General features: G+C 60.6%; 22 protein-coding genes and 1 pseudogene. 9 read left to right on the top strand and 14 right to left on the bottom strand.

Annotation, left to right across the window (positions count from 1 at the left end; all coding sequences use genetic code 11):
- Window positions 1–15 precede the first annotated feature (15 nt).
- From RBH10_RS03485 to RBH10_RS03465, 5 genes are all read left to right on the top strand, one after another.
- Window positions 16–918 (top strand): iron-siderophore ABC transporter substrate-binding protein, encoded by a 903-nt coding sequence (locus RBH10_RS03485; RefSeq protein WP_281039014.1) that lies wholly within the window; start codon window positions 16–18, stop codon window positions 916–918.
- The gene (gene fhuB / locus RBH10_RS03480; RefSeq protein ID WP_281039016.1) at window positions 915–2,879 is read left to right on the top strand and encodes a Fe(3+)-hydroxamate ABC transporter permease FhuB; all 1,965 of its coding nucleotides are present in this window, start codon (window positions 915–917) and stop codon (window positions 2,877–2,879) included. Before RBH10_RS03485 ends, fhuB begins: the two co-directional genes overlap by 4 nt.
- Before the next feature lie 34 nt (window positions 2,880–2,913).
- Window positions 2,914–3,723, top strand: a complete 810-nt coding sequence (locus RBH10_RS03475; RefSeq protein ID WP_281039017.1) for an ATP-binding cassette domain-containing protein — start codon at window positions 2,914–2,916, stop codon at window positions 3,721–3,723.
- A 248-nt stretch (window positions 3,724–3,971) separates the two neighbouring features.
- The gene (locus tag RBH10_RS03470; protein WP_281039018.1) at window positions 3,972–4,499 is read left to right on the top strand and encodes a DUF992 domain-containing protein; all 528 of its coding nucleotides are present in this window, start codon (window positions 3,972–3,974) and stop codon (window positions 4,497–4,499) included.
- Window positions 4,500–4,589: 90 nt separating this feature from the next.
- Window positions 4,590–5,000, top strand: a complete 411-nt coding sequence (locus RBH10_RS03465) for a cytochrome c family protein (protein ID WP_372339765.1) — start codon at window positions 4,590–4,592, stop codon at window positions 4,998–5,000.
- Window positions 5,001–5,003: 3 nt separating this feature from the next.
- Here the strand turns inward: RBH10_RS03465 and recX are convergent, their stop codons facing one another.
- From recX to RBH10_RS03435, 6 genes are all read right to left on the bottom strand, one after another.
- Window positions 5,004–5,594: a recombination regulator RecX gene (gene recX, locus RBH10_RS03460; protein ID WP_281039019.1), complete on the bottom strand. Its 591-nt coding sequence runs from the start codon at window positions 5,592–5,594 to the stop codon at window positions 5,004–5,006.
- 71 nt (window positions 5,595–5,665) lie between these two features.
- Window positions 5,666–6,586: an SMP-30/gluconolactonase/LRE family protein gene (locus tag RBH10_RS03455; protein WP_281039020.1), complete on the bottom strand. Its 921-nt coding sequence runs from the start codon at window positions 6,584–6,586 to the stop codon at window positions 5,666–5,668.
- A 35-nt stretch (window positions 6,587–6,621) separates the two neighbouring features.
- The gene (locus RBH10_RS03450; protein ID WP_045015654.1) at window positions 6,622–7,569 is read right to left on the bottom strand and encodes an ABC transporter permease; all 948 of its coding nucleotides are present in this window, start codon (window positions 7,567–7,569) and stop codon (window positions 6,622–6,624) included.
- Window positions 7,566–8,507: an ABC transporter permease gene (locus tag RBH10_RS03445; protein ID WP_112356988.1), complete on the bottom strand. Its 942-nt coding sequence runs from the start codon at window positions 8,505–8,507 to the stop codon at window positions 7,566–7,568. Before RBH10_RS03445 ends, RBH10_RS03450 begins: the two co-directional genes overlap by 4 nt.
- Window positions 8,504–9,967 (bottom strand): ATP-binding cassette domain-containing protein, encoded by a 1,464-nt coding sequence (locus RBH10_RS03440; RefSeq protein WP_281039021.1) that lies wholly within the window; start codon window positions 9,965–9,967, stop codon window positions 8,504–8,506. The genes RBH10_RS03445 and RBH10_RS03440 overlap by 4 nt, the downstream gene beginning before the upstream one ends.
- A gap of 98 nt (window positions 9,968–10,065) precedes the next feature.
- Window positions 10,066–11,082 carry a substrate-binding domain-containing protein gene (locus RBH10_RS03435; RefSeq protein ID WP_045015656.1) on the bottom strand — a complete coding sequence of 339 codons (1,017 nt, stop codon included), beginning with the start codon at window positions 11,080–11,082 and terminating at the stop codon, window positions 10,066–10,068.
- A 295-nt stretch (window positions 11,083–11,377) separates the two neighbouring features.
- Between RBH10_RS03435 and RBH10_RS03430 the strand changes: the two genes are divergently transcribed.
- Window positions 11,378–12,613: a sensor histidine kinase gene (locus tag RBH10_RS03430; protein WP_281039022.1), complete on the top strand. Its 1,236-nt coding sequence runs from the start codon at window positions 11,378–11,380 to the stop codon at window positions 12,611–12,613.
- Between the two features lies 1 nt (window position 12,614).
- A complete protein-coding gene (locus tag RBH10_RS03425; RefSeq protein WP_281039023.1) occupies window positions 12,615–13,337 on the top strand; it encodes a response regulator transcription factor in 723 nt (240 codons plus the stop codon).
- A 3-nt stretch (window positions 13,338–13,340) separates the two neighbouring features.
- On the opposite strand, the gene RBH10_RS03420 is transcribed toward RBH10_RS03425, so the two are convergent.
- Complete coding sequence (locus RBH10_RS03420; RefSeq protein WP_281039024.1) at window positions 13,341–14,357, bottom strand: DNA topoisomerase IB; 1,017 nt, start codon at window positions 14,355–14,357, stop codon at window positions 13,341–13,343.
- A 104-nt stretch (window positions 14,358–14,461) separates the two neighbouring features.
- Window positions 14,462–15,691 (bottom strand): PQQ-dependent sugar dehydrogenase, encoded by a 1,230-nt coding sequence (locus RBH10_RS03415; protein ID WP_281039025.1) that lies wholly within the window; start codon window positions 15,689–15,691, stop codon window positions 14,462–14,464.
- Window positions 15,692–15,879: 188 nt separating this feature from the next.
- Between RBH10_RS03415 and RBH10_RS03410 the strand changes: the two genes are divergently transcribed.
- Window positions 15,880–16,065: a hypothetical protein gene (locus tag RBH10_RS03410; protein WP_045015661.1), complete on the top strand. Its 186-nt coding sequence runs from the start codon at window positions 15,880–15,882 to the stop codon at window positions 16,063–16,065.
- On the opposite strand, the gene RBH10_RS03405 is transcribed toward RBH10_RS03410, so the two are convergent.
- From RBH10_RS03405 to RBH10_RS03395, 3 genes and pseudogenes are all read right to left on the bottom strand, one after another.
- The gene (locus tag RBH10_RS03405; RefSeq protein WP_281039026.1) at window positions 16,066–16,692 is read right to left on the bottom strand and encodes a class I SAM-dependent methyltransferase; all 627 of its coding nucleotides are present in this window, start codon (window positions 16,690–16,692) and stop codon (window positions 16,066–16,068) included.
- An 8-nt stretch (window positions 16,693–16,700) separates the two neighbouring features.
- Window positions 16,701–17,368, bottom strand: a pseudogene (locus tag RBH10_RS03400) (pseudouridine synthase).
- Window positions 17,369–17,424: 56 nt separating this feature from the next.
- Window positions 17,425–18,012 (bottom strand): YigZ family protein, encoded by a 588-nt coding sequence (locus RBH10_RS03395; protein WP_281039028.1) that lies wholly within the window; start codon window positions 18,010–18,012, stop codon window positions 17,425–17,427.
- A 67-nt stretch (window positions 18,013–18,079) separates the two neighbouring features.
- On the opposite strand from RBH10_RS03395, the gene RBH10_RS03390 reads away from it, so the two are divergent.
- On the top strand, window positions 18,080–19,309 hold the full coding sequence (locus RBH10_RS03390; protein ID WP_281039029.1) for a TIGR03862 family flavoprotein: 1,230 nt from the start codon (window positions 18,080–18,082) through the stop codon (window positions 19,307–19,309).
- On the opposite strand, the gene RBH10_RS03385 is transcribed toward RBH10_RS03390, so the two are convergent.
- The 3 genes from RBH10_RS03385 to RBH10_RS03375 all read right to left on the bottom strand — a co-directional run bounded on the left by RBH10_RS03385 (window position 19,306) and on the right by RBH10_RS03375 (window position 22,465).
- Window positions 19,306–20,361: a glycine betaine/L-proline ABC transporter ATP-binding protein gene (locus RBH10_RS03385; RefSeq protein ID WP_281039030.1), complete on the bottom strand. Its 1,056-nt coding sequence runs from the start codon at window positions 20,359–20,361 to the stop codon at window positions 19,306–19,308. The genes RBH10_RS03390 and RBH10_RS03385 overlap by 4 nt on opposite strands.
- Window positions 20,354–21,241, bottom strand: a complete 888-nt coding sequence (locus RBH10_RS03380; RefSeq protein ID WP_045015666.1) for a proline/glycine betaine ABC transporter permease — start codon at window positions 21,239–21,241, stop codon at window positions 20,354–20,356. The genes RBH10_RS03385 and RBH10_RS03380 overlap by 8 nt, the downstream gene beginning before the upstream one ends.
- Before the next feature lie 225 nt (window positions 21,242–21,466).
- On the bottom strand, window positions 21,467–22,465 hold the full coding sequence (locus RBH10_RS03375) for an ABC transporter substrate-binding protein (RefSeq protein ID WP_281039031.1): 999 nt from the start codon (window positions 22,463–22,465) through the stop codon (window positions 21,467–21,469).
- Window positions 22,466–22,641 lie beyond the last annotated feature (176 nt).

The following is a 22,641-nucleotide window of genomic DNA, read 5'->3' as shown; positions in this document are numbered from 1 at the left end:
TGAAGCAGCAGGGGCATGAAGCGTAAGGATCGATGGATGTCGCCCCTCTGGGGGCGGCGGGAGTTTTTGGGCCTGCTTGCCGCTTCGGCGCTTGCGGGCAAGGCGCGGGCGGCGGTGACGCCGCGCATTGCCGCTATCGACTGGGCCATGCTGGAAACATCCGTGGCGCTCGGCGTCATGCCGGTTGCCGCAACCGAACTCATCCAGTTCAGAGCAGGTGCCGTCGAACCTGAAATTCCGGAAACCGTCGCAGATCTTGGTCTGAGAGGCGCGCCGAATTTCGAGCTGCTGCAACTGACCCGGCCGGACCTTATTCTCATTTCGCCTTTCTACACGCGCTACACCGGCCGGCTGGAAGCAATAGCGCCGGTGTTTTCACTGCCTTTCTACGTGAAGGGCGAGCCGCCATTTGAAAAGGCGCTTGCCGCTGTTTCCGCGCTTGGTGAAAAGCTCGGGCGGGCCGAGGAAGCACGAAAGGTTCTGGAGGAAACGAACCATGCGCTGCAAGCCATGCGGACGCGCCTCGAAGCCTTTGCGGCAAGGCCGACCTATGTGATCAATATCGGCGACTCCAGGCATTTCCGGGCTTTTGGCGCAGACAGCATGTTCGGTGATGTCATTGGCCGGCTGGGGCTGGCCAATGCCTGGGCGAACCGTTCGCAATTCACCTTCGCAGCGCCTGTCCCGCTCGAAAATCTTGCCGGCTCAGCCGATGCACGCATCGTCATCGTTTCAGATATTCCAGTCGAGGCCCGTGAGGGCCTGCGCAACAGCGCCATCTGGCGCGCGCTTCCGGCCGTGCGGGAAAACCGTGTGGTCATGCTCGGCAATGTGGCCCCCTATGGCGGCATCACTGCGGCCATGCGTTTCGCGCGGCTTCTGACCGAGGCCCTGACAACGCGGGGAGAGGCATTGTGACGGCACGGCCTCTCCAGTTTCTCTTCGGCTTCGTCTTTCTTCTGGCCTGTGGTCTTTCCCTTCATGCCGGCCTGTTGCGGCTGCCTTTTGGCGCATGGCCGGGCCTGCCATTCGATGCCGCGAGCATGTCGATGGATCAGGTCATTTTCGCCTTCAGTCTGATGCCGCGTGTGGCGGTCGCCATTCTGGCGGGCGCGATGCTGGGATTGTCGGGCGCGCTGTTCCAACAGTTGCTGCGCAATCCGATTGCCGATCCCTCCACGCTCGGCATCTCCGCCGGTGCCCAACTGGCGATCGTTATCGCAACCCTGTTCTTTCCCGCGGTGCTGGATGGTAACCGCGCATTGGTGGCGCTCGGCGGCGGTGCCGCTGCGGCTGGTGTGGTGTTTCTTCTCGGCTGGCGGCGATCCTTCGAGCCCGTGACCATGGTGGTGTCGGGGCTCCTTGTCGGCATTACCGCTGCTTCCGTCTCCGCCGCGCTGACGCTTGCGCAGGGCGAATATCTGATGTCGCTCGTCGTCTGGAATGGCGGCTCGCTCAGCCAGCAGGACTGGTCGAATGCGTTTCTGCTTGCCGCTCAACTTCTTGCGGGCCTTGTTCTCACCGGGCTGCTGATAAGACCACTCACGGTTTTCGGCCTTGGTGATTCCGGTGCGCGTTCGCTTGGCGTATCGCTGTTTTCAATCAGGCTGGCGGTTGCCGCGGTTGCGGTCATGCTGGCTGCCTTCGTTGCCGCAGCGGTCGGCCTTGTCAGCTTCATCGGCCTTGCAGCACCTGCGCTTACCCGCGCGCTCGGCGTGCGGCGGGCATCCTCCGTGCTGTTCGTTTCACCGCTGCTGGGCGGTCTGCTGCTCTGGTTCTGCGATGGTCTCGTGCAGCTTCTGGCGAGTACGACGGCTGAAGTTTTCCCGACAGGTGCGGTGACCGCTCTTATCGGTGGACCGCTGCTACTGTGGCTGCTGCCGAAAATCCGGCCGACCGATGTGCATCGCGCCGAAGGTGTGGACCTTGCGACAAGACGCCGGCTCGCGACCCTTTTGCCAGTGCTTGTCATCATGGCCGGGCTGGTTTTTGCCGCGCTCGCCATCGGCAAGGGGCCGGATGGCTGGACGGTGCTGAAAGCCGGCGACCTGCAAAGTCTTCTGCCTTTCCGCTGGCCGCGGCTGATGGCGGCTTGCGCTGCCGGCGGTCTTCTGGCGATGGCTGGTGCGCTTCTACAGCGGCTCACCGGCAATCCCATGGCAAGCCCGGAAGTGATTGGCGTCAGCGGTGGCGCGGGCCTCGGTTTTGCCGCCGCCATCACGCTTTTTCCGGCTGCCGGTCTGTTCGAGCTGTTTTGTGGTGCGGGCATCGGATCGGCCGCCGTTATGATCCTCGTTTTGTTTTTTGCGGTGCGCCGGCATCTGGCGCCGGAAAAAATATTGCTCGCCGGCATCGCCATCAGTTCGCTCTGCTCGGCGGTGCTTTCGGCGCTGCTTGCGATCGGCGACCAGCGCGCCTGGCAAATTCTTTCCTGGCTCAGCGGTTCGGGTTCGACGGCAACGCCCACTTCGGCGATCTTTCTTGCCGTGCTTTCCGTGGTGTTGCTTGCCGCCGCTTTGTCGGTAACGCGCTGGTTGACGATCCTGCCACTTGGCCGGGATGTGCCGCTCTCCCTCGGTTTGCCATTAAGCGCGGCGCGCATCGCCGTCATCGCGGTGGCCGGCATTGCCACCGGGGCCGCCTCGTTGCTGGTGGGTCCGCTGAGTTTCGTCGGGCTGATGGCGCCGCACATCGCGCTTCGCGCCGGTTTCACCACGCCGCGTGACCACCTGTTCGCCTCGTTCCTGTTCGGTGCGGTGCTGATGGCGCTTTCCGATCTCGGGGCGCGAACCGTGACATTTCCCTATGAGCTGCCGCTGGGTCTCTTTGCGGCGCTCGCCGGTGCGCCTTACCTGATCTGGCTTTCAGGCAGGCGATGATGATATTTTTGAATGACTTCTGGAGATGACATCCATGGCCCAGGCAACGCTTGCCGTCGATTATGACGATGTTCCGCTTTTTTCGCTGGAAAAAGTGACGATGGAAGTGCCGGGCAGGACATTGCTGCATCCGCTGACCGCAAGCTTTGCAACCGGCAAGACCATCGGCCTGATCGGTCATAACGGTTCGGGAAAGTCGACGCTGCTCAAAATCCTTGCGCGTATCCAGGAGCCGACGGCGGGCAAGGTATCGTTCGAGGGTCAGGCGCTGGGGAGCTGGGGCAACCGCGAATTTGCGCGGAAGCTCGGCTATCTGCCGCAATATACGCCGGCCGCCTCGGGCATGCTGGCCAAAGAGCTGGTGGCGCTCGGTCGTTATCCCTGGCACGGCGCGCTTGGCCAGTTCACCAGGGCCGATCAGGAGAAGGTGGATGAGGCGATTGAGCTGACCGATACCGTGGCCTTCAGGGACCGATTGGTGGACACGCTTTCCGGCGGTGAGCGCCAGCGCGTGTGGCTCGCCATGCTGGTTGCCCAGAACGCCGAAAGCCTGCTTCTGGACGAACCCATTTCGGCGCTCGACATGGCGCATCAGCTGGAGGTTCTGTCTCTGGTCCAGAGACTGTCGCGCGAAAAGGGTCTCGGCGTCATCGTGGTGCTGCACGATGTCAACATGGCGGCGCGGTTCTGCGATGAGATCGTCGCACTGCATTCCGGCCATCTGATCGCAAGGGGAACGCCGCAGGACATCATGACGCCGGAGACGCTGGAACGTATCTACGGCGTCCGAATGGATGTCATGACCCACGCCGCAACCGGCTTTCCCGTCGCCTTGCCGCTTTGATGCTGTTGCAGCAAAACAACGCGCGGAAACGCTCGTCTTTGACAGCAATTCCACAAGCGTTTCCCGCCCTAACAATGTCTTAATGGCATCCTACCGCCGGTAGACATTGTTAACTGTTTTGCTTTCCTTGCATCCAATTCAGTTGTTTTGGATCGATTTCGGGGAACAAACGTTAACAGTGCGGAATTCAATATCCGGAGAGGGCAAGAAGGGCTGCTGCGGGTAGGAATAAAACAGGAGAAAATCAGATGAAAAAGGCTGTTGCCGTAACTTTTGCCGCATTGACCATGGGCCTCGGCGGAACCGTTTCCGCTCTCGCTGCTGACCTTGCAAGATATGAGCCGGCTCCTCAGGAGCAGGACGACCGCAACGGCGTCAAGATCGGCTATCTCACCTGCGATATCGGCGGTGGCGTCGGTTACGTGATCGGCTCGGCCAAGGAACTGGATTGCACGTTCCAGTCCACCATGGGCGCACGCCGCACCGACCGTTACACCGGTGCTATCCGCAAGATGGGCGTTGACCTTGGCTTCACCACGCAGGGCCGTCTGGTCTGGGCCGTTTTCGCCCCGACAGCCGGTTACCACCGCGGTTCGCTCGGCGGCCTTTATCAGGGCGCAACGGCTGAAGTGACTGTCGGTCTCGGCGTTGGCACCAACGTTCTCGTTGGCGGCACTTCCGGTTCCATCCAGCTTCAGACGGTCAGCGTGACGGGTCAGGTTGGCCTCAACCTTGCAGCGACCGGTACTTCCGTGACGCTCACGGCCATGAACTAATTGGCAAGCGCGCCCGGTGTATTGCACCGGGCATTCTGTCGCATGTCAAAACGCGCCCTCTTCGTTGTCAGACGGGGAGGGCGTTGTATTATGCGGGTCATGACGACCTTCGCATTAAAAACTCTCCGGGTTTCTTTCGCTTTTTCCCTCTTTCTTGCTGCGACTGCCTTCGCCGAAGGCGATGCCGTCCATGGCGAGAAGGTTTTCAGCCGCTGCTCCACCTGTCACAGCATCGATGCGCCGCGCACCCGCATGGGTCCACATCTGATGGGCGTTGTCGGCAGGCCAATGGCTGGGGTGGCTGATTACGGCCATTATTCGCAGGCGCTTACGGATGCCGGTGCGGCTGGCCGGGTGTGGACGGAGGAGGAACTGCAAAAGTTCATCGCCAGTCCGAAGAGGGCAATGCCGGGAACCTCGATGCGGTTTTTCGGGCTCTGGAGCGAAACGGATATCGCAGATCTGATCGCCTATCTGAAAATGCATCCGATGCCGCAATAACCTTCAGAACGGCGCATCCGCGAGAATCTCTTCGGCATCCTCCACCGTCATCGCCATGACCTTTGAACCAATCTCAAAGCCGAAGCCGTTGCGGGCAAAGGCGGAAAATTCCTTCGACTTGCGTTTTTCATCGAGTTCGACACGGCGAAAGGGTCCGAAGGCGCGTTTGCGCGCGAAGATGACGGCCGCAACCAGATCGTTGGTTTCCTCAAGCGCGACTGCTGCCGTTTCCCGGTCGATGCCCTTGATCTGAAGCTTCTGCGCAAGGCCGCGTTTCGACTTGCCGCTGCGCTGGCCGCTTCGCACGGCAATTTCGGCGTAAGCCGTGTCGTCAAGCGCCTTGATGCCATAAGCGAAAGTCACGGCAAACTCGCCGAGCGCCTTGGCCTGTGCCGTGCTGATATCCTCGAATTTTTCTCGCGCCTTGCGCGTGATCGCGTCGCGCAGCTGCTTTTCCGTCATCATGCGCTGTTCCAGCCGGTAGAGAGCGGAATTGCGCGCCCAAGAAAGCATCCTGCTGGTGGGTTCGCTGGACTGCGTTTCGCCATCCAGGGCCATATCGTCGGTCAGGAAGGGGCTGGAATCATCGTTCATCCCGCTTTTATAGCGCGGTAAACCTGTCTTGCCAGTTCCTTCCTGCCCAATGAATTTCGGTTTTCAGCGCCTCACGGCGTCTGCGCACCGGTTGCTGCGACATAGACCGAATAGAGCGATTTCGTTGCGGTAATGAACAGGCGGTTCTTTTTCGGGCCGCCGAAGGTGAGGTTTGCGACCGTCTGCGGCACCTTGATCTTGCCGAGCAGCGTACCATCAGGCGAAAAGCAGTGGACGCCGTCGCCGGCACTGGTCCACAGGTTGCCCGCCGTATCCAGGCGGAAGCCGTCGGGCAGGCCATTGTCGAGATTGCAGAATTCCCGGCCATTGGTGAGCTTCACGCCGTCCACCACGTCGAAGACGCGGATATGGCGCGGGCGGGATACGTCATGGCTGTAGGAGCTGTCGGCAACATAGAGCTTCGTTTCATCAGGCGAAAAAGCAAGGCCGTTCGGCTGCACGAAGTCGTCGATGGCGATCGTGATCTCTCCGGTTGCAGGATCGAGCCGGTAGACGTTGCGCGTCTTCTGCTCGGGTTCCGCCTTGTACCCCTCGTAGTCGGAAAGAATGCCGTAGGTGGGGTCGGTGAACCAGACGCTGCCATCGGATTTCACCACCACGTCATTGGGTGAGTTCAGCCGTTTGCCGCCGTAGCTGTCGGCAAGAACCGTGATCGAACCGTCAACCTCGGTGCGGGTGACGCGGCGGCCGCCATGTTCGCAGGAAACCAGTCGTCCCTGCCGGTCGCGGGTATTGCCATTGGTGAAGTTGGAGGGCTGGCGGAACACCGAAACCCCACCATCAGGCACCCAGCGCAGCATGCGCTCATTGGGAATATCGCTGAACAGCAGGCAGTTCAGATCGGCAAACCACACCGGGCCTTCGGCCCAGCGGCAGCCGGAATAAAGCTCTTCGAGTTCCGCGTTGCCGACGATCAGCAGGCGGAAGCGGTCATCGTGAATTTCGAAAGGGGAGGTGTTGTCTGTGGTCATGAGCGTGGTCCGCTTGAGGGCTTGTCGTTCGGGGTTCAGCGTGTGGCCTTGGGGCCGCTTGCCAGAAGGATGACGGAAATGATGATGAGGCCGGTAAGAATGAGGCGGATGCCCGCGCCGAAACCATAGGTGTTCAGCATCGAGACCACCAGGAACATGAAGAGCGAAGCGCCCCATATGCCGGGAACGTTGGAATCACCGCCCGCAACCGCCGTGCCGCCGATCACGACCACGGCGATGGACATCAAGAGATATTCCGATCCCATGTTGAGCGCCGCACCGCCGGAGAAGCTGGCGAGCAGATAACCGGCAATCGCCGCCAGCACCGCGCAGAGCACATAGGTGATGAAGCGGGTTCCATCCACCGGAATGCCGGTCATGCGGGCGGCGAAGGTGCTCTGGCCGATGGCGGAGATCCAGCGTCCGTAAAATGTGCGGTCGAGCAGCAGCCAGGCGATGACCGAGAGCAGCAGCGCGACAAGCGCCACGTTCGGAATGCCGAAAGAACTTGATGTGGCGAAAGTGGCCAGTGTTTCCGGCGGCTTGATGCGCAGGCCGCGGTTGGACCAGATGGCGATGGACTGCACAATGAAGCTCATGGACAGCGTCGCGATGATCGGCGGGATGCGCAGGAGCTTGATCAGCGTGTAATTGCCGATGCCGATAGCGATGCCGATCAGGATGGCGATCAGCAATCCCGGCAGGATGAGACCGTCCGACACATCCATGAATTTGAGCGCCAGCGTGCCTGATAGCGTCATCGTTGCGGGAACGCAGAGGTCGATATTGCCCGGTCCGAGCGTGATGACGAACATCTGGCCGATGCCGACGATCACGGAAAAGGCCGCGAAGGTCAGCGCTGCGTGTGACAGCCCGAAGGAGCTGGCGCCGCCGGTGAACATGACGGTTACGATCCAGACCGCAGCCGTTGCGGCAAAAGACCAGATCCATGGTTTTTTCGAGAAGGACGAAAGCCCGTTCATTGGTTTTTCTCCCGCTTTTCGAGACGGTTGAGCAGGAGGCGCAAGGCAAGCACGATGATGAGGATCGCGCCCTGGGCGCCGATCTGCCAGTCCGGCGAAATGCGCATGAATGACAGGAAGGAGCCGGCGAGCGTCAGCGTCAGCGCACCGATGACGGCGCCTATCGGTGAAACCCGGCCGCCGACGAATTCGCCGCCGCCTAAAATGACACCCGCAATCGATAGCAGCGTGTAACGAAGCGCGATGTTGGCGTCAGCCGATGTCGTCAGCCCGACAAGTGCGATGCCGGACAGCACCGCGAAGAAACCGGCCAGCGCAAAGGTGGCGGCGCGTATGCCGATGACCGACCAGCCGGAGCGCTCGACGGAACGGAAGTTACCACCGACGCCGCGCATCAGCACGCCGAAGGAGGAGCGCATGACGATGTAGTGTGCGACCACCGCGATCACGATGCTGGCGACGATGGCGATCGGCACGAGCGGCGGTTTTGCCGTCATCAGTGCCCGGATGAAGGCAGGTGCCTGGCCGCCGGGCGAGGGGAGGATGAGGACGGCAAGGCCGCCCCAGACGAAACTCATGCCGAGCGTGACGACAATGGATGGCAGGGCGCGGATATGGATGATGGCGCCAAGCAGTGCGTAAACCGCAATCGCACCGGCAAAGATAGCAATACCAAGCAACGGCGTGGTTTGCAGGAAGGTGGCAGTGACGCAGGCGCAGAAACTGACGAAGGTGCCCATCGACAGATCGAGATCGTTGACGGACATGATCAGCATCTGCGCAATGGTGGCAAGCGCAATCGGCACCGCCAGATTGAACAGCAGGTTGAGGCCGTTATAGCTCATGGCGCGCGGCTGCATGTAGAAAACGGCGGCGAGCAGGAAGGCGAGCGAGGCGGCGGGAATGATGAGGCGAAGGGCGCTGGCGGAGAGTTTCATGCGTGCTCTTCTCCGGAAAAGGAGGCGGCCAGCACATTCTGCTCGGTGATGTCCTCGCCCACCAGTTCGGCCTGAATGGCGCCGTCACGGAAGACATAGACGCGGTCACAAAGACGGATTTCGTCCATTTCGGTGGAGTACCAGATGAAGGTGCGGCCGTGGGAGGCTTCGGTTCTCAAGATATCGTAGACTTCCTGTTTGGTGCCGATATCGACGCCGCGCATCGGGTCGTCCATCAGCACGGTGCTGGCCGTGGTGGCGAGTGCGCGGGCAAAAAGCACCTTCTGCTGGTTGCCGCCGGAGAGCGAAAGAATTTTGTTGCCCATGTCGGGTGTGCGGATTTCGATGCGCTTTTTCCACTGCGCGCCAAGTTCGGTTTCCTTGCCCCTGTCCACCATGCCTGCCGATGAAATATCCCGCAGCGAGGCGATGGAAAGGTTCTTCAGGATGCTCCACAGTGGAAAGGTGCCGTTCAGGCTGCGATCGCCTGCGACGAAGGCAATATCCGTCTTGCGTGCGGGTAGCCAACTGCTGTTGCGGGCAAGGTAGAGATCGAGAAGCGCTTCCGTCTGGCCGTGGCCGCCGAGACCGGCAAGGCCGATGATTTCGCCGCGGAAAGCCTCGAATGCGAGGCCTTCGCCCCGGCGTGCCGGCATGGCAAGCACCTTTTCTCCGGTCTTGCGGCTTTCGCCCTTTTGCCTGTCCTGTTCCTTGACGACGCTGCCCATGGCTTCCACCAGCGTGCGTGTCGTGAATTCCGCAGCCGCCCGATCGGCGACCACGCGGCCGTCCTTCATCACGACGATGCGGGTGGCTGTCGAAAGAATCTCGCCGAGGATATGCGAAATCAGTAGAACAGAGCCGCCCGTGCGCACGAAACGGCGCACATAATCCATTAACTGCTCGGCGAGACCGGCATCAAGCGAGGAGGTCGGCTCATCGAGGATGACAAGTCTCGGGGCCTCCGGGGTTCGACAGAAATTGATGGCGATTTCCACCATCTGCCGCTCGGCGATGGAAAGTTCGGCGATCGTCAGTTCGCAATCGATGCCGTGGCCGGGAAAAATCTCGTCCAGCGTATGCCGGATCATGGTGAGCGCACGTCCGCGCCAGTTCCGCCCGCTCATCGCGGCATGCATGATGCGGACGTTTTCGCTGATCGTCAGGTTGGGGCAGAGCGACAATTCCTGAAACACGCAGCGAACGCCGCTGGCGCGCGCTGCGGCAATGCCGTGGCGACCTTGCTCGCCGCGATAGGAAATGGAACCCTCATGCGGTGTCAGCCCGCCATTGATGACGTTGACGATGGTGGATTTGCCCGCGCCATTATGGCCCACGAGCCCGAGGCATTCCCCTGCGCGGATGACGAGATCGGCCCCATCCAGCGCCCTTACCGCGCCAAATACGACCTTCACGCCGCGCGCAGCGACGACTTCTTCCGCCTCGATGATGTCATTCATGAGCATTTACGCCAGTGATCTGAAAATGGGATATCGGTGGCCGTTGCGGCGCCCGTTCAGGGAGCGCCGCAATCGTTCATGTCCGGAGAGTGTCCAGACTATTTGGCGGAGGCGATGGCCTTCTCAGCGTCTTGCTGTGAATATTCCACATTCGCCACGCCACCCTTCTGGGTGTTCTTGAGGTTGTCCTCAAGATTGCCCTGGTCGATGCGCAGGAACGGAACCGTCAGGTCCTTCTTCACGTCCTTGCCGTCGAGGATCTGCTGCGCAACCCAGAAAGCGAGTGTGGAGACGCCGGGAGCGATGGAAACCGACATGGTCTCGTAGCCGCCCGCATCCTTCTGCTGTTTCCACCATTGCAGTTCGTCTTCGCGGTTGCCCATGACGATGGTGGGTGTCGGGCGCTTGGCGGCGGCGAAAGCCTGTGCCGCACCGTAACCGTCGCCACCCTGCGTCACGACTGCCGCAACTTCGGGAAGGCTAGGCAGAATGCCTGCGACGGCACGCTGTGCGACGTCCTGCGCCCAGTCACCATTGACCGAACCGACGATCTTGAACTGCGGGTTCTTGGCGACGGCATCGACGATGCCGGCATGGATTTCATCGTCCACCGAAACGCCCGCGAGGCCGCGGATTTCGAGCAGGTTGCCACCCTTCGGCATCGCCTTGGCGAGATAGTCGATCTGGCTTGCGCCCATCGCCTTGAAATCGACCGCAATGCGCCATGCGCAGGGCTCGGTGACGATGCCATCGAACGAGACGACGGTGATGCCGGCGTCACAGGCTTCCTTGACAGCGCCGTTGAGGGCGGTTGGCGAGGCGGCGTTGATGACGATGGCGTCGTAACCCTGAAGAATGAGGTTCTGGATCTGTGCTGCCTGCTCGGTCGCCTGGTTTTCGGCTGTCGTGAAGGCGTCAGCGGCAGCAACCTTTTTGTCGGCAACCGCCTGCTTGGTGATCTTGTCCCAGCTCGTCAGCATTGCCTGACGCCAGGAATTGCCCGCGTAATTGTTCGAGAGCGCGATTTTCTTAGCCGACGTGTCGGCGTGAGCGGTGATCGGCAAAGCTGCGCATGCGACAGCGGCCGATGCCAGAAGCATCTTTCTGAAAGCCATTGATTTTCCTCCCTGGTGGCTTGCCCTTTTTGAGCTCGGAACCCGCTTTCCCGCAAATCTCCTCGACGGCAGGCGGAATTCCTTTGCACTGGAGCTCCTTTCCCCAGTAAAAGCGAGAATGACCAAGAAGGTTTGGCTTGTACAGGCGGATCACGGCAATCTTCCTGCGGGTTTCCGCAGAAAGCATGCGGGAACCCGCAGGACGAAACGCCACCGCCGGGCGCAGAATAGCCGATACGGGGCAGGTCGCGCCGCCACAAGTTGACGACGCAGGCGCTTGGGAGGGTGTCCGCACATGCTGGATACGCCGAAAAGCGCTCTTTTCCATCACTATATGGGTATTTCGCGGCTGCTTGCCGGGCAGCTCGAATTCAACGCCATCATTCAGGCGGTGGCCACCGAGATCACCCATATCATTCCGCACGTCCATCTGGATGTCTGCATCAAGCAGCTGGATGACAAATTTCACATCGCCTATGAAAGCGGTCTGGAGAGTGCCTGGAGCCGGCAGCCGCCGGCACTTCTGACCGGTAGCCCGATCCGTTCCCTGCTCTCCGGCGAGGTCGAGTACCTCCTGAGCGGCGACGCCTGCGCCGATCCGCGCTTTCATTTCGAAGGGGCATTTTCCAGCCCGATCATCGAACTCGATCTGCATAGCCGCCTGCATGTGCCGATGAAGGTGCATGGCGACATTATCGGTGCGCTCAGTTGCTCCTCGCACCAGTCGGACGCCTATACGATGGAGGATGTCGCCAATGCCCGCGCGGTTGCGGATCTGCTGGCGCCCTATTTCTATGCCATCCGCGCCGCCGAACAGGCCAAACGGTCTGCCATCGAGGAAGCGCGCGCCAATGCCCGCGAGGAGGGTTTGCGGCTTGCTGCCTTGCAATTGACCGAGGCGCTGGAGGCCGAGCGGCAGCGGATCGGTATGGATTTGCACGACCAGACGCTGGCGGACCTGACGCGGCTTGCGCGGCGCATCGAGCGCATGAGCCATGCGGCGGATGTATCGGGCGAGATGCTGGAGCCGGTGGTGCGCAGCCTGCAGCATTGCATGCAGGATCTGCGCGAGATCATCGAGGAGGCGAAACCCTCCATCCTGCAATTGTTCGGCGTCGTGCAGGCAATCGAGACCTATGTGGATCGCTCCGTGCGCGACAGCGGCTCTGCGATCGACTGGTCGGTCACGGACGAGACGGACGGACTGGTCGAAACGCTCGACAAGACGGTAGCGATATCGCTGTTCCGCATCGTGCAGGAGGCCGTCAACAACGCTATTCGCCATGCCCAGCCTGAAACGATTGCCGTGACACTTTCGTCGGTGGATGGAGGCTTGCGGGTGACGGTGAGCGACGACGGAAGTGGCTGCGGTGAGCGCGGCACCGCCGGTGGCCTCGGCCTCGGCAATATGAAGACGCGGGCGCGGCTGATTTCAGCCAGATTCGACATTGGCGCCAATGGCAAGGGTGCGGGAACCCGCATTACCGTGACGTTGCCGGAAAGCGCCTTCGACCGGCGGAAGGAATTATGACATGGACGTGCTGATCGTCGAGGATGATGCGCTACACCGCGCCTATCTGAATGAGGCGGTGAGAGCCGCACTGCCGGAATGCGACAACGTGCTGGAGGCGGCAAACGGCAGAACCGGCGAAAAGCTTGCGCGGGAAAACCGTGCCGCCCACATCGTTATGGATTTGCAGATGAACGAGCGCAACGGCATCGAGGCGGCGCGCACCATCTGGAAGGAGCGGCCGGATACGCGCATCCTGTTCTGGTCCAACTATTCCGACGAGGCCTATGTGCGCGGTGTCTCCCGCATCGTGCCTGAAGGTGCGGCCTATGGTTATGTGCTGAAATCGGCCTCCGACGATCGGTTGCGGCTGGCATTGCGCAGCATCTTCATCGAGGCGCAATGCGTGATCGACCGTGAAGTGCGCGGCCTTCAGGAAAAGAGCCTCGGCAAGGCGCATGGCTTTACCGATTCCGAATATGAAATCCTTGTCGATGTCGCGCTCGGCCTCACCGACAAGGCGATTGCGCGCCGCCGCAACCTGTCGCTGCGCAGCGTGCAGAACCGTCTGCAAAGCCTCTATGAGAAGCTCAACGTGCATCAGGCGGCGGGCGACGACGAGGCGGAAGGCCGCTATAATCTGCGGACCCGCGCCGTCACCGTCGCTTTTCTGCGCAAGCTTTTGAACTATAGCGCTCTCGAAAGGGCCGAGCGGGAACTAGCGGAATGGGCGACAAGCCGCTGATCGTCAGGGTAGGAAGGCCAATAGCCGTCTTTCATCGGCCCTGAGGCCGGAGACGGGTTTTGCCCCGACCTTCAGGATGCGGCCAAGCTTCTTCTGCGCCTTCTCCTCCGCCGCGATATCGAGAACAGCGGGATGGACGTAGCTTTTGCGGCAGATGGCGGGCGTGTTGGAAAGCTCAACCGCCGCTGCCTGGCACATGCCCTTGATGCTGGGTTTTTCACCTGATGCTACATGTTCCATCGCATGACAGAAGGCGGCAAGGGTGCCGCCCCAGGTGCGGAAGGTCTTGGCGGAAATGCCTTGGCCGCCGATGCGGGAAAGATAGGCGTTGAGATCACTTGAATCGACGGAATGCACCCGGTTTTCGCTGTCCTGCCAGAGAAACAGCTCCTTGCCGGGCAGATCGGCGATTTCTTCGAGGATTTTCTGAAGGCGGGGATGGCGCAGCTGGCGCTTCACCTTCTGCCCGCCCTTTGCGGCAAACCGCAACTCGATGGTTTCACCGAAAGACACGTGCCGTTTGAGCAATGTCGTCGCGCCATAGGTGCCGTTGGTTTCGAGATAGGAGCGGTTGCCGACGCGCAGATAGGCGGCATCGAGAAGTAGCGTGAGCGCCGCCAGCGTCATGTCCTGCCCATGATCCTGCCTTTCGATATCGGCAATGGCACGACGGCGGATGGCGGGCAGCGCCTTGCCGAAGCTTTTCAACTGGAAGAACTTCGTCTCGCCCCGCAGGGCGTGCCAGTCGGGATGGTAACGATATTGCTTTCGCCCGCGCGCATCAAAGCCCGTGGCCTGCAGATGCCCGGCGGGATCGATACATATCCAGACGTCTCTATAGGCAGGCGGTACGCCGAGCGACTTGATGCGCTTCAGTTCAACACTGTCGGACAGGAGTTCGCCGCCCGGCAACCGGTAACAGAAACCGCGCCCGCGTTTTTCGCGGGCTATACCCGGTTCCTGATCGTTGACATAGGCAAGTCCGATTTTTGCAAGAAGGCGGGTGGGTGGTTGTGGCATCGTTTTTTCCGGCAGGTTTCACGCTGCGGCAAACGAAAAACAGGCCGCCTTCGTTCCGGCGGCCTGTCGTGTCGATCATCCGTTTTTATCAGCCGGCTTTTTTATCAAATGGCTTTGGCAATCCGCAGGATCTGCGACTCGCCGCCACCGCGCCCTTCGGTCACGGCATAGACCGCTCCGTCAGGCCCGACCTTTACGTCGCGGATGCGCGCTTTGAGCGGTACACGGCTCTCGGTTGCGACCTTGTCGCCATCCATATGCAGGATGACGAGACCCTGGCTCACCAGACCGCCAACGATGAAAGCGCCCTTCCATTCGGGAATCTGGTCGCCGTCATAATAGGCCATGCCGGAGGGGCCGATGACCGGGTCCCAATAATAGACCGGCTGCTCCATGCCTTCTTTGGTGGTTACACCCTGGCCAACCGCCCGGCCGCTATATTCGATGCCGTAGGTGATGACCGGCCAACCGTAGTTCAGGCCCGCTTTCGGCATGTTCAGCTCATCACCGCCCCTCGGACCGTGTTCCACGGTCCATAGCCTGCCTTGACCATCAAGCGCTGCCGCTTGCAGGTTGCGGTGGCCGTAACTCCAGATTTCTGGAAGGGCGTTCTGCTGGCCGGCGAAAGGATTACCCTCGAAGGCCTTTCCCTGTGCATCGATGCGGAAGACCTTGCCGAGACCGCTCGAAAGTTCCTGTGCCTGCACGCGCGGCGTCGCATCCGAACGTTCGCCGACGGTGACGTAAAGCTCGTTGTTCGGCCCGAAAACAAGGCGGGAGCCGAAATGCTTGTCGCCGTCATAGGTCGGCATCTGGCGGAAGATCACCGCGACGTTTTCAAGTTTCGCCGTGCCGCCCTCTTCGGTCAGCTTTGCCGAGGCGACCGAAGTGCCGTTGCCGCCTTCACGCGGTTCGGAGAAGGAGAAGAAGATGGTGCGCGATGTTTCGAAATCCGGTGCCAGCGCTATGTCGAGAAGCCCGCCCTGTCCGGCGGATGCGACTTTCGGCACGCCCGCGATCGCAGGTCCGGCCTTGCCATCGGCTATGATGTGCATCGCACCTTCCTTGGCAGCCACGATCATGCGGCCATCAGGCAGGAATTCCATCGACCAGAGATGCGGCAGTCCCTTGGCAATCACGGTTTTTTCGATGTTCGGCTGATTGGTGGCCTGCGGCGCGCGGGTCTGACCCTCGAAGGCCGGTTTCTGATCCGGCGCATTGGGCCGTTTCGTTTCGGCAGCCGGGGCAGTCTGTGCGTGGGCCGGACCGGCAAGCGGTATGGCGAGCAAGGCGCACAGCATTGTCGAACTCAGAAATCGGTTGTTGCGGAACATGGGTCTCCCTTCCTTTGTCTGCATCGGGCAGAGAACAATTTGGGGAGGATTTCGTTTCTTGCGATAACCTCAAGAAAACTTGATGAGGCCGTGTGCAGACGGCATGCCCTTTTTTCATCCATGCGAACTAGTGGGGAACCGCAAGCCCGCGCCCGCGTTTTCCCTCTGGTTACACGGAGGGCGCCGCCATGCAGATCATCGACAACAAGACCATAGACGGGAACAGAGCCAAGCCGATCCTCAATGTTGCGGAATTCTGCCGCCGTTACCGGCTGGACAAGGCCGAGGAGACACGGCTGAGAAAACTGTTCGGCGAATTTGCATCCCGGCACGAACTTTTGATGAATGCACAGCGCAAGCCGACTTTCCGCTGATCATTCCTCTTGGTCGAGAGATTTTCCGAAGATCATGAAGACATCATAACGGGTGTTCTTGCCCACTATCTGATGCGAAGGCTTGCGGATGCCCGGCATCGGCTCGGCGCGCAGCGGCCATTTCAAAACCACCCGTTTCGTCGCATTTTCAAGTGCTGCTTCCATCAGTTCAATCTGGTCCGGGTCTGAACCCACCAGTTCGCGCAGCACCCTCATTTCCTTTTTCACCAGCGCCGTATTGTGGCGCGGCGGATGCATGGGGTCGACGATCACCACCTCCGGGCAAAGCTCTTTCAGCAGATGCCGTGAATCGCCTTGCAGCAGCGTCATGCGCGAGGCGGCCTCGGCATAAGCTCCGCCCGCCTCCAATGCGCGGCGAATGCCGTCGGCAAGGTGAGCGTGCATGCCCGGCGAGCGCTCGATCAGCGTCACATCCGCGCCGAGTGACGCCAGCAGGAAGGCATCCCGCCCAAGCCCCGCCGTGGCATCAACGATTTTTGGCGTGCGGCCTTTGGTAAAGCCCGCGGCTTTCGGCAGGGCCTGTCCGCGCCCCTCGCCGGAGCGGAAACGGTGACCGACCGCACCGCCGACAAAATCCACCACGAAGCTTTCGTCTTGTTCTTTCATCGCAGGCCTCAGAACGGGCAGGGCACGGTATAGGTGACGTCGCGGCCATCCGGGTGGCGAAAGCCCACCTCTTGCGCATGCAACATCAGGCGAGGGGCGGCGGCGAGCGCCTCACCCTCGGCATAAAATTCATCGCCGAGGATCGGATGTCCGAGAGCCTTCATATGCACCCGCAATTGATGGGTGCGGCCGGTGAGGGGGTAAGTGCCAGCCGCGTTGCGGGAAGTGGCAATCTTTCCAGCACCCGCCACAGGCTTTGCGACGGCTTGCCATGTTCGTGGTCGACGCGGTGGCGCGGCTTGTTTTCGGGATCGATCGCCAGCGGCAGGTCCACCTTGCCCTCTTCGCCTTCGATCTCTCCCCAGACGATAGCGACATAGGATTTGCGGGTCTGGCGGTTCTCGAACTGGGCGGCGATTGCCGCATGTGCCTTGCGGTTCAGGGACATCAGCACGATGCCTGATGTATCCTTGTCCAGCCGGTTGATCATCAGCGCTTTCGGGAAGCGTTTCTGCACGCGCGTCAAAAGACTGTCGGAGAGCGCGGGATCCCGCCCTGGCACGGACAGAAGCCCGCTCGGCTTGTCGAGCACCAGCAGATCATCATCCCGGTGCACAATGGTCAGCCAGGGTTCGAGCGGCGGATTATAGACGGGATTGGAAAGCTCAGATGACATTGCGCTTCCTTAGCACAAATCGCGCAGCGGGCCAGATGCCCGTCCGCAATATGATATTAGTCCGGAATATGGAGATTGACGCGCCCGCTGGTCAGGTCGCTGATAAGCCGTGTCAGGCGTTCCGCTTCCTCTGCCGGAACCGAAAGCACCATATCCGCGCCGGTGCCGGTGAAATCCTCCCGTTCCAGCCGCAGGTTCTGTGTGGCGGAGAGGCGCGATTTCACCAGCGCCAGATCGGAGAAAGGGCAGCTCAGCGTCGCGCTGACATAGGCGATGACCGGTGAGGTCTCGCCAAGCCGAAGGCAGGCCGCCGCCGTGCCGCCATAGGCGCGCATGAGGCCGCCGCTGCCGAGCAGAATGCCGCCGAACCAACGGATGACGAGAACCACGACATTGTCCAGCACCTGACCATCGATGGCCTGAAGGATCGGTTTTCCCGCCGTGCCGGAAGGTTCGCCGTCATCGCTGAAACGATAGGTCTGGCCGGTTCGCCATGCCCAGCAATTGTGGTTTGCATTAAGGTCTGAATGCGCCGCAAGAAAATTTTTCGCGTCCTCCTCGCCGGTCACAGGTGCGGCAAAGGCAATGAAGCGGCTTTTCTTGATATCCTGCGAAAAGGTAACGGGGCGGTCGAGCGTGAACATGCGCGTTTCAATATCGCATATATTCGCGCGCGGAAATCGGTATAAGGCCACGATGGCGAAGATGGCGATGGAGACGGTTTTGAAGAAGGCAAGGCAGGTCGCGATTGTCGGCGGCGGGCCGGCGGGCCTGATGGCTGCCGAAGTGCTGTCTGCGGCAGGCCATGCCGTGACGGTGTTCGAGGCGATGCCGACCGTCGCGCGCAAATTGCTGATGGCCGGAAAATCCGGTCTCAACATCACCCATGCGGAAGATTACGGAAATTTCCTCCACCGTTTTGGCGATGCCGAGCCGCGGTTGCGTGCCGCCCTTGATGATTTCACGCCCGACATGTTGCGCGACTGGGCGCATGGTCTTGGGCAGGAAACCTTCGTCGGCACGTCCGGCCGGGTGTTTCCAACCGCCATGAAAGCCTCGCCGCTGTTGCGGGCTTGGCTTGCCCGGTTGGAGGCGCAGGGTGTCGTTATCAAGACGAGACATCGCTGGACGGGTTTTTCCGGGGACCAGTTGGTTTTTGCAACGCCCGAAGGCGAGGTTTTCGTCAAGGCCGATGCCGTTCTTCTGGCGCTTGGCGGCGCAAGCTGGCCACGTCTGGGTTCTGATGCCGTCTGGGTTCCCGCGCTTGCGGCCAAGGGCGTGGAGCTTAACCCTTTCCGCCCGGCCAATTGCGGTTTCGATGTCGACTGGAGCGATGTTTTCCGGCAGCGCTTTGCCGGCGAGGCGCTGAAATCCGTCATCACCATTTCCCCGGCCGGAGCGTTTCAGGGCGAGTTTGTGATAACGCAGCACGGCATAGAGGGCAGCGTCGTTTACGCCCATTCCGCCGCACTTCGCGACCAACTGGAACAGACGGGCAAGGCGACACTCGCCGTCGATCTGGCGCCGGGCCGTACCGTGGAACGCTTGAGCCTGGATCTGGCAAAGCTTGGCCGCAAGGAGAGTTTTACAAACCGGTTGCGAAAGGCTGCCGGCCTGTCGGCCGTGAAGGTTGGGCTTCTGCGGGAAATTTTTGCCGATATATCGGCGATGCCTGATGATCTTGTCGCCGCAAGAATTAAACATGCGGAGATACCGCTTGCGCGGACGCGACCAATTGCCGAGGCGATTTCATCGGCAGGCGGCGTTGACTGGTACGGTCTTGATGAGAACTACATGCTGGAAAAGCTCCCCGGCATCTTTGCTGCCGGGGAAATGCTGGACTGGGAGGCGCCGACTGGCGGTTATCTGCTGACGGCCTGTTTCGCCACCGGCAAGGCCGCCGCCGCCGGCATGGCCAAATGGCTCGAAGGCTCAGCCTAACCGGCCTCGGCCAATAGTTTTTCCGCGCTCGGCGTGGTCCTGACGAGGCAGCGCATGATGGCGTCAGTGGTGACTGAGCCGAGTGCCTTGCCGTTTTCACCGACGACGACGGCGCTGCTAACATCTTCCCTGACGAGTGCGCGCAGGCCTTCCTCAACGGTCATGCCCGCATCGAGCTGAAGACGCGACTGGCCGGAGAATTCCGGTTCGACAATGGCGCCGAGGCGAATGACCCGGCCGCGATTGACCTCTTCCACGAAGGCTTCAATGTAGCTGTCCGCCGGGCTCATGACGATTTCGGCGGCGGTACCCTGCTGGATGATTTCGCCGTCACGCAGGATGGCGATCTTGTCTCCCAGCCGCAGGGCCTCGTCCAGATCGTGCGTGATGAAGACGACGGTCTTCTTCAGCTCTTTCTGCAATTCCAGCAGTACGGTCTGCATGTCGACGCGGATGAGCGGATCGAGCGCCGAATAGGCCTCGTCCATCAGCAGGATTTCGGCATTGTTGGTCAATGCCCGGGCCAGACCAACGCGCTGCTGCATGCCACCGGAAAGCTGGTTCGGATAATGGCTCGAAAAGCCTTCCAGTCCCACCCGCTTGATCCAGACGTCGGCCTTTTCTTCCCGCTCGCCCTTGTCGACGCCCTGAACCTCCAGGCCGTAGACGACATTTTGCAGCACGTTGCGGTGCGGCAGCAGGCCGAATTTCTGGAACACCATCGCCGTCTTGTGGCGGCGGAATTCCAGAAGTTCAGCTTCGTTCAGGCGGCACACATCGGTGCCGCCATAAAGGATTTCGCCGGCTGTCGGGTCGATCAGGCGGTTGACGTGGCGGATCAGTGTCGATTTTCCGGAGCCGGAAAGCCCCATGATGACGGTGATCTGCCCGCCCGGCATCGTGATGTTGATGTCGCTGAGGCCGAGCACATGGCCGTGCTTGGCGTTCAGTTCCGACTTGGACATGCCGCCCTTTACGGCGTCGATGTAGCTTTCCGCCTTGGAGCCAAAAATCTTGTAAAGGCTGCGGATTTCGATCGATTGACTAGCCATGCGCCACTTCCCGGTGTTTTTGCAGACGAAGGCCATAGGCCTGGCTGATGCGGTCGAAGATGATGGCGATGCCGACGATTGCTAGGCCGTTGAACACGCCGAGCGTGAAATACTGGTTGGCGATTGCCTTCAGAACCGGCTGGCCGAGGCCCTGCACGCCGATCATCGAGGCGATGACGACCATGGCGAGCGCCATCATGATTGTCTGGTTGATACCCGCCATGATGGTCGGAAGCGCAAGCGGCAGCTGCACCTTGAACAGCTTCTGGCGCTTGGAGGAACCGAAAGCGTCTGCCGCTTCGAGAACGTCCCGGTCGACCATGCGGATGCCGAGATTGGTAAGCCGGATCATCGGCGGAATGGCATAGATCACGACGGCGATGACACCAGGCACGCGACCGATGCCAAGCAGCATGACGACGGGAATGAGGTAGACGAAACTCGGCATCGTCTGCATCACGTCAAGGATGGGGTTGACGATACTCTGCAGGCGGTTGGACCGTGCCATGGCGATGCCGATCGGCAGGCCGACGACGATGGACAGCACGGCGCAGACGAAGATCATCGAGATCGTCTTCATCGTGTCTTCCCACATGCCGAACCAGCCGATCGCAAACAGGATGCCGCAACAGAGCGCAACAATGGTGGCGCTACGGCTGGCAAACCAGGCGAGCACACCGACAATAATAATAACGACCGGCCAGGGTGCGCCGATCAAAAGCCTTTCCGCCCAGATGAGGAAGCTCTGGAGGGGAGTAAACAGCCCCTCTATCGCGCTGCCATAGGTTCGGGTGAATGCCCGGAAGCCCTCGTCGATCACTTTTTTCAGCGCGCGCAGGGCATCATCATTCATGGCCGGAAATTTAAAAAGCCAATCCATATCCTGTTCTCCATGACGAACCGGAGGCGGGGACCGATATCCTCCGCACTCCGGGAGTAAAATCGCCAGAGCGCCGCGCATCTGCTTATACGCCAGACGGGACGCTCTATCTTGTTGAACCGGCGCTTCACGCCTTGCGAAAACCGCAAGGGGGTTTCAGCGCCGATCCGGCCTGGCGCCGCCATTGGCGGACGCCTTCTGCCGGGCAGATATGTCGCCCCGTCCTTAGAGGGCGGCCTTGACCTTCTGGGCGACGTCAGGAGAAACCCAGCCCGACCAGAGGGCTTCGTTTTCCTTCAGGAAGTGCTTGGCACCATCTTCGCCGGTCGCCTGATTGTCGGTCATCCAGGCAATCAGCTTGTTGACGGTGGCATTGGTCCAGGCGCGCTTGTTCAGGTAATCCATGGCCGGGCCGGCGCGGTCGGCGAAGCTTTTGCTGACCAGCGTCTGCACGTCGTCAACCTGCCATGCATTGGGCTTCGGGTCCGGACAATCGGCAATCGAGGTGCAACGCTTCCATTCGCCCGCATCATAGTCGGTGCCGAAGCCGAGCTTCACCATTTCATATTTGCCGAGCAGCGAAGTCGGTGCCCAGTAATAACCAACCCATGGCTGCTTGGCTTCGTAAGCCTTGGCGATCGAGCCGTCCAGACCAGCGGCGGAGCCGGTGTCAACCAGGGTGAAGCCGGCCTTTTCGCCGCCGAAAGCCTTGAAGAGCTGGGCAGTGACAACAGTGCCGCCCCAGCCCTGCGGGCCGTTGAACACGGCACCCTTTGCCTTGTCTTCAGGCGAGGGGAAAAGTTCCGGGTGTTTGAGGAGATCAGGAATGCTCTTGATGCCGGGATTTGCGTCGGCAAAATATTTCGGAATCCACCAGCCCTGTACAGCGCCGTCCGACAGGATCTTGGCAGCTGCGACGACCTTGCCGCCTTCAAGTCCCTGCTTGACGATTTCCGGCTGCAGGCTGACCCAGGCTTCCGGCGCGATGTCCGGCTGGCCCTTTTCGGCCATGGAGGTCAATGTCGGTACGGTGTCGCCGGTGACGATTTCGGCGGAGCAGCCGTAGCCTTTTTCAAGAATGAGCTTGTCGAGATTGGCGGCAACTTCGGCGGATTGCCAGTTCATGCTGGCGATGGTTACGTTTCCACAGTCGGCAGCATAGGCTGCACCGCCTGAAAAGGCGAAACCGGCGGAAAGAATTGTGGCACCCAAAAGTATTTTCATTTTTGTTCCCTCTGGTCGCGGTGTGGCGGAGACCGGACGCAGACGGCACCGCCACCGTCAGCCCTCGTATTGAGCGTTAATAATTCCTTCGTTGCCGTTCCGTTTGCGGCAATTTCTGGCGTATTGAGGATGGCAATTATCAATCAATCGCCCGGCTCGGTTGCCGAATTTATAAA

It is taken from the genome of Rhizobium sp. AN73 (genome assembly GCF_030757975.1).
Classification (GTDB): domain Bacteria; phylum Pseudomonadota; class Alphaproteobacteria; order Rhizobiales; family Rhizobiaceae; genus Agrobacterium; species Agrobacterium arsenijevicii.
The sequence above is the reverse complement of the archived record's forward strand: the minus strand, read 5'-3'. Positions and strand labels throughout refer to the sequence as shown.

What these genes read in the sequence shown, in the direction of transcription:
- RBH10_RS03430 (WP_281039022.1), top strand. Translation starts at nt 11,378, where the DNA reads ATGCTGGATACGCCGAAAAGCGCTCTTTTCCATCACTATATGGGTATT.
- RBH10_RS03450 (WP_045015654.1), bottom strand. Translation starts at nt 7,569, where the DNA reads ATGAACGGGCTTTCGTCCTTCTCGAAAAAACCATGGATCTGGTCTTTT.
- RBH10_RS03440 (WP_281039021.1), bottom strand. Translation starts at nt 9,967, where the DNA reads ATGAATGACATCATCGAGGCGGAAGAAGTCGTCGCTGCGCGCGGCGTG.
- RBH10_RS03425 (WP_281039023.1), top strand. Translation starts at nt 12,615, where the DNA reads ATGGACGTGCTGATCGTCGAGGATGATGCGCTACACCGCGCCTATCTG.
- RBH10_RS03470 (WP_281039018.1), top strand. Translation starts at nt 3,972, where the DNA reads ATGAAAAAGGCTGTTGCCGTAACTTTTGCCGCATTGACCATGGGCCTC.
- RBH10_RS03465 (WP_372339765.1), top strand. Translation starts at nt 4,590, where the DNA reads ATGCGGGTCATGACGACCTTCGCATTAAAAACTCTCCGGGTTTCTTTC.
- RBH10_RS03395 (WP_281039028.1), bottom strand. Translation starts at nt 18,012, where the DNA reads ATGTTCACGCTCGACCGCCCCGTTACCTTTTCGCAGGATATCAAGAAA.
- RBH10_RS03410 (WP_045015661.1), top strand. Translation starts at nt 15,880, where the DNA reads ATGCAGATCATCGACAACAAGACCATAGACGGGAACAGAGCCAAGCCG.
- recX (WP_281039019.1), bottom strand. Translation starts at nt 5,594, where the DNA reads ATGAACGATGATTCCAGCCCCTTCCTGACCGACGATATGGCCCTGGAT.
- RBH10_RS03380 (WP_045015666.1), bottom strand. Translation starts at nt 21,241, where the DNA reads ATGGATTGGCTTTTTAAATTTCCGGCCATGAATGATGATGCCCTGCGC.
- RBH10_RS03415 (WP_281039025.1), bottom strand. Translation starts at nt 15,691, where the DNA reads ATGTTCCGCAACAACCGATTTCTGAGTTCGACAATGCTGTGCGCCTTG.
- RBH10_RS03405 (WP_281039026.1), bottom strand. Translation starts at nt 16,692, where the DNA reads ATGAAAGAACAAGACGAAAGCTTCGTGGTGGATTTTGTCGGCGGTGCG.
- RBH10_RS03375 (WP_281039031.1), bottom strand. Translation starts at nt 22,465, where the DNA reads ATGAAAATACTTTTGGGTGCCACAATTCTTTCCGCCGGTTTCGCCTTT.
- RBH10_RS03390 (WP_281039029.1), top strand. Translation starts at nt 18,080, where the DNA reads ATGGAGACGGTTTTGAAGAAGGCAAGGCAGGTCGCGATTGTCGGCGGC.
- RBH10_RS03420 (WP_281039024.1), bottom strand. Translation starts at nt 14,357, where the DNA reads ATGCCACAACCACCCACCCGCCTTCTTGCAAAAATCGGACTTGCCTAT.
- RBH10_RS03385 (WP_281039030.1), bottom strand. Translation starts at nt 20,361, where the DNA reads ATGGCTAGTCAATCGATCGAAATCCGCAGCCTTTACAAGATTTTTGGC.
- RBH10_RS03475 (WP_281039017.1), top strand. Translation starts at nt 2,914, where the DNA reads ATGGCCCAGGCAACGCTTGCCGTCGATTATGACGATGTTCCGCTTTTT.
- RBH10_RS03485 (WP_281039014.1), top strand. Translation starts at nt 16, where the DNA reads ATGAAGCGTAAGGATCGATGGATGTCGCCCCTCTGGGGGCGGCGGGAG.
- RBH10_RS03435 (WP_045015656.1), bottom strand. Translation starts at nt 11,082, where the DNA reads ATGGCTTTCAGAAAGATGCTTCTGGCATCGGCCGCTGTCGCATGCGCA.
- RBH10_RS03445 (WP_112356988.1), bottom strand. Translation starts at nt 8,507, where the DNA reads ATGAAACTCTCCGCCAGCGCCCTTCGCCTCATCATTCCCGCCGCCTCG.
- RBH10_RS03455 (WP_281039020.1), bottom strand. Translation starts at nt 6,586, where the DNA reads ATGACCACAGACAACACCTCCCCTTTCGAAATTCACGATGACCGCTTC.